Origin of the sequence: Dactylosporangium sp. NPDC000244 (genome assembly GCF_040300725.1) — a bacterium.
In the GTDB taxonomy this organism is placed as follows: Bacteria; Actinomycetota; Actinomycetes; order Mycobacteriales; family Micromonosporaceae; genus Dactylosporangium.
This window is the reverse complement of the sequence record NZ_JBEPEH010000100.1, coordinates 1-7159: the sequence shown is the minus strand read 5'-3', so window position 1 is coordinate 7159 and position 7159 is coordinate 1. Positions and strand designations below refer to the sequence as shown.

At 68.3% G+C, this 7159-nt stretch carries 7 protein-coding genes; 5 read left to right on the top strand and 2 right to left on the bottom strand.

Going from position 1 to position 7159, the window contains the following annotated elements; translation table 11 throughout:
• Positions 1-388 precede the first annotated feature (388 nt).
• The 4 genes from ABT369_RS57585 (at position 389) to ABT369_RS57570 (ending at position 6046) form a co-directional block, all read left to right on the top strand.
• Positions 389-1159 (top strand): IclR family transcriptional regulator, encoded by a 771-nt coding sequence (locus ABT369_RS57585; RefSeq protein WP_350627206.1) that lies wholly within the window; start codon positions 389-391, stop codon positions 1157-1159.
• 246 nt (positions 1160-1405) lie between these two features.
• Positions 1406-2836, top strand: a complete 1431-nt coding sequence (locus ABT369_RS57580) for an extracellular solute-binding protein (RefSeq protein WP_350627204.1) — start codon at positions 1406-1408, stop codon at positions 2834-2836.
• Positions 2833-4827, top strand: coding sequence for an ABC transporter permease (locus ABT369_RS57575; protein ID WP_350627202.1), 1995 nt, complete (start codon positions 2833-2835; stop codon positions 4825-4827). The genes ABT369_RS57580 and ABT369_RS57575 overlap by 4 nt, the downstream gene beginning before the upstream one ends.
• A gap of 289 nt (positions 4828-5116) precedes the next feature.
• Entirely contained in the window at positions 5117-6046 is a 930-nt protein-coding gene (locus ABT369_RS57570) for a class I SAM-dependent methyltransferase (RefSeq protein WP_350627200.1), read from the top strand.
• Here ABT369_RS57570 and ABT369_RS57565 read toward each other — a convergent pair.
• Together ABT369_RS57565 and ABT369_RS57560 are read right to left on the bottom strand one after the other, a co-directional pair.
• A complete protein-coding gene (locus ABT369_RS57565) occupies positions 5974-6378 on the bottom strand; it encodes a hypothetical protein (RefSeq protein WP_350627198.1) in 405 nt (134 codons plus the stop codon). The genes ABT369_RS57570 and ABT369_RS57565 overlap by 73 nt on opposite strands.
• Complete coding sequence (locus ABT369_RS57560) at positions 6329-6616, bottom strand: DUF1877 family protein (protein WP_350627196.1); 288 nt, start codon at positions 6614-6616, stop codon at positions 6329-6331. The genes ABT369_RS57565 and ABT369_RS57560 overlap by 50 nt, the downstream gene beginning before the upstream one ends.
• A 284-nt stretch (positions 6617-6900) precedes the next feature.
• Between ABT369_RS57560 and ABT369_RS57555 the strand changes: the two genes are divergently transcribed.
• The coding region (locus tag ABT369_RS57555; RefSeq protein WP_350627194.1) for a DUF5925 domain-containing protein at positions 6901-7159 on the top strand (259 nt) is incomplete at its 3' end.

Sequence of the window (7159 nt, the reverse complement as noted above, 5' to 3'; positions counted from 1 at the left end):
CGCAACGCCGACGGTGCCAGAAATGCGGATTGCATTCAAGCCGACATCCACGCCCGCCAGCCATACTCAGGCGCCATTGAATGAAACTTTCCAAAATTCCTGAAGCGCGACTTCCGAGACCCACAACTCATAACACTTTTGCAGCGACGTCATTCCCTGTCGTCCGAACAGCGCCCACAATCACTATTCGAATCTGCCCGAAGAACAGGCCAGTGCCGGCTGCCGCGTCGGCCACGCGGTCACCCAGCGGGCCCGACGAACCTCCGGCCTCTTCACCGACTGGTGCGGCATGACCTCCGCCGTCAGGACGAGGTGTCATCGGGCCGCGTCACCCAAGCCTGCGGCCGACGACAATATCCGGACGCAAGCGCTGCGAAAGGACACCCACATGCCCCGCGTGGTACCGGCGGTCACCCGCGCCCTCGACATTCTCGAACTGTTCCTGGATCGCCCCGAGCTCTCGGCCCGCGAGATCACCGAGCGCCTCGGCCTGCCGCGCACCACCGTCCACGAGCTGCTCGTCACGCTCGTCGCCCGCTCCTACCTGGTCTCCGTGCCGGGCCAGCCGGTCCGCTACCGGCTCGGGATGCCGCCGTTCCAGCTCGGCGCGGCGTTCGCCGAGCGGCTGGACCTCGTGCGGGAGGCGCAGGAGGTGGCCCAGAGCGTCGCCGCCGCCTCGCACGAGGCCGTGCACGCCGCGGTGCTCGACGGTGCCGACGTGATCTACCTGGTGAAGGCCGACAGCACCCACCCCGTCCGGATGGTGTCCGCAGTCGGCCGGAGGCTGCCGGCGCACTGCACGGCGGTGGGCAAGATGCTGCTGTCGAGCCTCGACCCGGCCGACCTCGACGCCCGGCTGCCGGCCCAGCTGACCGGCATGACCCCGGACAGCATCACCGACCCGCGGCGGCTGCGGGCCGAGCTCGACGAGATCCGGGCCGCGGGCGTGGCGGTCGACAACGGCGAGTCCGACGGCGCGGTGCGCTGTGTGGGCGCGCCGGTCCGCGACCACACGGGTGCGACCGTCGCCGCGATGAGCATCTCCGCGCCGATCATGCGCTGGACGCCCGCGACGCACGCGGACTGGACGCGGCTGGTGCGGGACGGGGCCGCGGAGCTGTCGGCCCGGCTCGGGTACCGCGACCGGCGCGCACATTGACACTGCTCACTCGGTCCTCTATGGTCGCCAGCACTCGGACCGAAATATCGAACCGTGTTCGAAATTTCGAACAGCGCATCGCCGCGGCGCATGCGCCAATGCTTTCTGCGACAAACGCATTCATTGATATCCCCGAGTGGATTCAGGTATTGACCGCCGACATTGCATCGCCGTACCGTTCGGCGCACATCCGAAACATATCGAAAATACCCCGAGAGTTTCGAAACGTGGAGGAGGCGAACGGCCATGGAAGACCATCCGCTGTGGACCCGGCGCAGCTTTCTGGCAATGGGGGCGGGCGTGCTCGGCGCGGCCGGCCTGGCCGCGTGCGGCGGCAGCACGACACCGGCCCCACCGGCGCCGGCCGAGGTGCCGAAGGAGCTGCTCGACGCGGCGGTGTCGCTGAAGGGCACGTCGATGGGCATGCTGTCGCAGAAGTTGTACTCGGAGGCGGCGAACGCGGCCCTGAACAGCTCGATCAAGAAGTTCGCCGACGCCACCGGCACGACGATCGGCAACAGCCTGGTCCAGGCCGACGCCGGCGACGTGGTGGCCAAGATCGACGCCGAGGTGAAGGGCGGCACGGCCCGCGACCTGGCGTTCATGACCGACTCGCGGTTCGTCGCCCAGTTCCAGGCGCTGGGCGACCTCGAGGACGTGTCGGACGTCGTGCGGGCCCTGACCGCCACCTACGGCGAGCCCACCGCGGAGTCCAAGAACTTCTGCGTCTTCGACGGCAAATGGTTCGCCATTCCGTATCACTTCATCGGCATCGGGTCGTTCCTGCGCAAGGACTGGATGCGGGACAAGGGCATCTCCCCCAAGGAGGTGTACAGCTGGGAGGAGCTGCGGGACCTGTGCCTGGCGATCTCCGACCCGGGCAAGCGCCGGTTCGGCTGGGGCATGACGGTGAACCGGTCCGGGGACGCCAACGGCATGATCGAGGCGCTGATCAACGCGTACGGCGGGTCGATCGCCTCCAACGACGGCCGGAAGGTCACGTTCAACTCCCCCGAGACCGTGCAGGCGGTGGCGTTCCTGGGCGACATCTACACCAACCCGAAGTACAAGCCGATGCTGCCGCCCGGGGTGGCCGCCTGGACCGACTCCAGCAACAACGAGAACTGGCTGGCCGGCATCCTCGGCTACACCCGCAACCAGTTCAGCGTCTACGCCGACTCCAAGACGAAGAAGAATCCCGTCTACGACAACACCCACGTCTTCGCCGACTGCACCGGCCCGGCCACCGACAAGCCGCTGCTGCTCGGCCAGTCGCAGGGGTTCGTCGTGTTCAAGGGGGCCAAGAACACCGCCCTGGCCAAGCTCCTGGCCCAGTACCTGGTCAGCGCCCCGGCCCTGCTCGGCGTGGCGAAGGAGGCGCCCGGCCTCGCGCTGCCGGCCTGGGAGAAGGTCTGGGACGCCGACCCCTTCTTCACCAGTGGTGACCCGGCGTTCCCGATCATGCGCAAGATCACCCAGCAGGCCCTGCCACTGTCCACGAAGAACGGCCTGAACTTCCCGCAGAAGGCCAGTGCCGGGCAGCAGGCGGTCGTCGGCGCGTACGTGCTGACGGACATGATGCAGCAGGTCATCCAGGGCACGGCGCCGGCCCAGGCGGTGCAGGCCGCGCACACGAAGATGGTGCAGATTTTCAACCAGCAGGGCCTGACGCAGTGACCACGGTCCGCACCGCACCGGCGCGCCGTCCGTCCGCGCCGCCGGGTCCCGGGTCCCTCACCGCGGCCCAGCGGCGCCTCGGCCGCGACTGGCGGCTGGCGGCGCTGTTCCTCGCGCCGACGGCGGTCCTGGTCGGTGCGCTCGTGCTCGTGCCGATCGCCCGTTCGATCGTCACGAGCACCACCGAACGGCACGGCCCGGCCAGCGTCTTCGTCGGCCTGGACAACTACCTCGCCCTCGCCGGCGACGAGCAGTTCCGCACCGGCGTGACCAACTCCTTCGTCTTCACCGCGTACGCCGAGGTGTTCAAGGTCGTGCTCGGCCTGGCCGCGGCCCTGCTGCTGCACCACCGGCGGCGCGGGCGGGCGGTACTGGCCGGCCTGCTCCTGCTCCCGTGGGTCGTGCCGACCGTGGTGACGGCGTTCAGCTGGCGCTCCCTGCTCGACCCGATCTTCGGCAGCGTCAACATCCTGCTCACCGACTCCGGGATCGGCCCGCTGCTGGCCGCGGTGCACCTGGTCGACGAGTGGCCCGCCGGATGGCTGTCCGATCCGGCCCTGGCGATGCCGTCGGTGATCCTCGTCAACGTGTGGAAGGGCGTGCCGTTCTTCACCATCGCGTTCCTGGCCGGACTCAAGGCCATCCCGGCCGACCGCTACGAGGCGGCGACCGTCGACGGCGCCTCGGCATGGCAGCGGTTCGCGCACGTGACACTGCCCGGCCTACGCCACGTGATCACGGTGACGGTGACGCTGTCGTCGATCTGGACGTTCAACAACTTCGATCTGATCTGGCTGCTGACCCAGGGCGGCCCGGGCGACGCGACCGCCCCGTACGTGCTGGTGGCCTACTCGAAGGCGATCCTGCAGCTGCAGTACGGGGCGGGCGCGGCGGTGACGCTGGTGATGCTGCCGGTCATCGGCGCGCTGGTGTTCTTCCTGGTTCGGTTGCTGCGCCGGGACGCCGACGCCGAGCCCCGCGGGCGGCCCACAGCGGTGCGGAAGGCGGTGCCGTGGGTCGTGGCGGCGGTCGTCACGGGCCTGCTGGCCTGGGCGTCGCCGGACATCTTCTGGAAGGCCGCGGTGGTGCTCGGCGTGATCGCGCTGATCGCGGCGGGGGTCGGCCGGGTGACCTCGGCGTTGCAGGCCGGGGGCCGGCGCCGGGCCTCGGCCGTGGTCTCGCGGCTGGGGTCCGGTCTGGCGCTGGCCGCGTTGCTGGTGTTCGTGCTGGCCCCGCTGTACTGGATCGCGGTCACCGCCTTCAAGTCCGAGGGCCAGATCGTCATGCGGGTGCACGACCTGTGGCCGACGCCGTGGACCCTGGAGCAGTTCGGCGACCTGTTCACCACGAAGCCGTTCGGACGCTGGTACCTCAACACCGTGCTCGTGTCCCTGGCCTCCACCGCGGTGGCGCTGGTCTGTGCCGCTCTGGCCGGGTATGCGCTGGCCCGGCTGCGGTTCCGCGGCGCGCAAGGGTTCACCGTGACGGTGCTGCTCACCTACGTGATGCCCGGGGCGTTGCTGTTCATCCCGCTGTACCAGTTGCTGATCCGGATGCGGCTGACCGACTCGCTGTGGTCCCTGGTGGTCACGTATCCGACATTCACGCTGCCGTTCGCCACATGGTTGCTGACCGGCTACTTCTCGTCGATCCCGGTCGAACTGGAGGAGGCCGCGCTGGTCGACGGCTGCACCCGCACCCAGGCGCTGCGCCGCGTCGTGCTGCCCCTGGCCCGGCCGGGGCTGCTGGCGGTCGCGATGTTCACCCTGACCAACGCCTGGAACGAGTTCCTGTTCGCTCTCGTGTTCATCACCAAGGAGGAGTACAAGACGCTGCCCGTCGGCATGCAGTCGATGATCATCGGTGACGTGGTGCCGCAGGGCCAGCTCGCCGCCGCGTCGCTGCTCGTCAGCCTCCCCGTCGTCGTCATGTACGCATTCGGGCAGCGCTACCTGACCGAGGGGCTCACCGCCGGCGCGGTCAAGGGCTGACGTCGATTGCTGGCCCGACGGCTCCTGGAATCGGTGTGGTCGAGATACTCGACTGTGGCGTCGAACGTCGCGGCCGGGCGGTCCGAGTCGGCCTTCCAACACCTCCTGCAGGTTCTGTGAGCCAAGTAGTTGGTTTAGTGTCCTGCCCGTGTTCTGAACAGTCGACACTGGGGTGAGACCGTTGACCAGCTCTCTTCCATATGTCTGTCCCGTTTGCCGGGCCGGCTTCGCTACGCACGACGGGTTCTACTGCACGGGTTGCAACGTACGGTATCCCGTCATCCGCGGCATGCCCGTGCTGTGTCCTGCCCCGTATCGCCATCTCGGGGAGGAGGCTCTGCGCATCGTCGAATACCGCCAGAGCAACCGGGCTCACGGGAAAACGGTCGAGTCAGACACGATGTTGCTCGACGACGTCTGCGACAAGATGACGGATGCGATCAGCCCGTTGCTGACCGTGAGGTCTGTCCTGGCCACCGCGGCCGCCCGGCCAGCGACAAGGTCTCGAAACTCGTACTCGCCGGTGCAGTCCCTGCATTACCTGCGTCGAGACTGGAGCGGCACACCAGAGTGTGAGGAGGAGATCCAGGACGTCACCCAGGCGGCCCTCAAGGCGCTGGACAACGCCGGCGGTGAGCGTTCGAGGATCCTGCTCCTGGGTGCGGGCACCGGGCGGTTCGCGAGCGTGTTGTCGCCGCATTTCGCATCGACACACGCCATGGAGCTGTCAGTTCCCATGGGCCTCCTCAGGGACTTTCTGCGCGACGGACCGCTGCGCTTCACCGTTCTCGACCGGCGGAACCGGCGATCTGAGGCCGACCTACGCCAACAGCACACCGCGTCGAGCCTTGGCGTCGAGCTGGATTCGGTGGACTGGGTGATAGCGGACGCCTTGCACTGCCCATACCCCGACGGCTATTTCTCGACTGTGGCGTCGCTGTACTTCTCGGACGTCGTGCCGCCCAGTCGGCTACTTTCCGAGGTGGCTCGCATACTCGCTCCGGGGGGAACCTTCGTGCACGTCGGTCCGCTGGGGTACCAGTTCGACCGGCCCGCCGACGACCATTGGCCGGCCGACCGATGGCCCCGCGAGGTCGAGAAGTTCGGCCTGCGAGCGGTGTTCACCGACTGGGTTCGATCGACCCATCACGTCGATGCGTCGTCGATGTTCACCTCGCTGGTGGACAACTTCGTACTCGCCTGCGAGAAGCGCGTCTGAGCGCCCCGCGCCCCGGGAGGTTCATGGGTGCACCTCGGCACGGCGCATGTCCAGCGCGGTCGTGACGCCCATGGTGGCGAGGTCGCCCAGCGCGGCCCGCGGGTCAGATCGAGGTGTACGTGCGCGTCGAACACCGCGGCGAGCAGCGCGGCCCGCTCGACGATGAACGTGATGGCGGCGCCGTCGAGGACGTCCTCGCGGAGCTTCTCCAGCTTCGGGAAGCACTGGCCGCCGGTGGCGGCCGCCGGCCGTACCCGGTCGGTACGCCACACCAGGTGCCGGTCATCCGCGTGGATCCGCACGTGCCCGGCCGGGTCGAGGGTGCGCCTCACCGATCTCCCCACCGCCAAGCACGGCTGCGCCGGCTCCGTCTCCTACCTCCCAGGCCGTGCCGGTGAGCAGGAAATGGATGCCATGCCAGGACTTGTCCAGGTCCAGCTCTGGATCAGGCATCTCCGCGTCGTCATCATCGAGGTCGCCGTAGAGCAGCATGTCTACCGCCGTCGAGTCGTTACGCACCGCTCGCAGGTCGTCGTCCGAAAGGCGCCGCCCAATCAACTGCGTTCCCACAAGAACTCCGCTCCATCCCCTGCGTTCCACGTTCGCAGCGATCGTCCTGCCCCCTGCCGATGATCGGGCAAGCTGCTCCGCATCGCACGCAAATGCCGCTGCTCGTGCGCTCTCACGAAACCGTACCGGGACGTGCCTGCAGCGGACCGGCTCACTACTTGATCGGGTGCGCACATGCCGCGCTCAGCGCGCCTGATCGTGGCTTTCGACGGTGGGGCCGCCGCGTCCGGCCAGGGCCTGGAAAATCGGTGTACCGCAACAGGTTCCGTGGCGATCATTGATCCGTGCGTAGTCCACGCCAGATCCCGCTGCAGCTCGGCGCCCCCGGCACCGCGCCGGAGGCGCTGCTGCCCATCGTCGTCACGGTCGACGACGCCGACTCCCCGCGCGACGTCATCGACGCCCTTGCGCTGACCTCGTTCGTCACCGGCACCCAGCCGCACGCGGCCACCAAAGACCTCAACAACGTCCGCGACGACGCGACCCTCCTTCCGCCAGGAGTGCTCGTGCTGCGCAAGACCATCAACGATACCGAGCGCGCCA

Bases quoted from the DNA above. Each gene is read 5' to 3' on its own strand.
- ABT369_RS57585 (WP_350627206.1), top strand. From the start codon at position 389: ATGCCCCGCGTGGTACCGGCGGTCACCCGCGCCCTCGACATTCTCGAA.
- ABT369_RS57580 (WP_350627204.1), top strand. From the start codon at position 1,406: ATGGAAGACCATCCGCTGTGGACCCGGCGCAGCTTTCTGGCAATGGGG.
- ABT369_RS57570 (WP_350627200.1), top strand. From the start codon at position 5,117: ATGCCCGTGCTGTGTCCTGCCCCGTATCGCCATCTCGGGGAGGAGGCT.